Raw genomic sequence first — 371 nt, forward strand, 5'->3', positions numbered from 1 at the left:
GTGCGGCGCATTAATAAGTAATGAAATAGCAATTGCCACTGTCATTACAATCATTAGCGCACCAAAAATTGGGTAAAACTTAGTAATGATTTTATCAATTGGTAGCAAGGTAGCTAAAAAGTAATACGCTAAAATAGCGAGTACCCAAAAGGTATTATTTGCCAGTATTGTACCTTCAAAGAAATCAAGGTTACTTAGCAAACCTGCAGGGCTCATAATAAATACTACACCTACAAAAAACAGTAGCATGGCAGTAAATACAAGCATAAAGCCTTTAAATACGACGTTGTAATAATGGCCTGCGATTTCTGGTAGGCTTTTACCGTCTTCTTTTATACTCATTACACCTGAGAAGAAGTCGTGTACAGCGC

The 371-nt window shown here is 36.9% G+C and carries 1 pseudogene; it reads right to left on the minus strand.

From position 1 onward, the window contains the following. A pseudogene (locus AAEY57_RS19480) lies at window positions 1-371 on the minus strand (carbon starvation CstA family protein); the annotation flags it as partial.

Origin of the sequence: Pseudoalteromonas sp. MER144-MNA-CIBAN-0113 (assembly GCF_040308965.1) — a bacterium.
Taxonomy (GTDB): Bacteria; Pseudomonadota; Gammaproteobacteria; order Enterobacterales; family Alteromonadaceae; genus Pseudoalteromonas; species Pseudoalteromonas tetraodonis.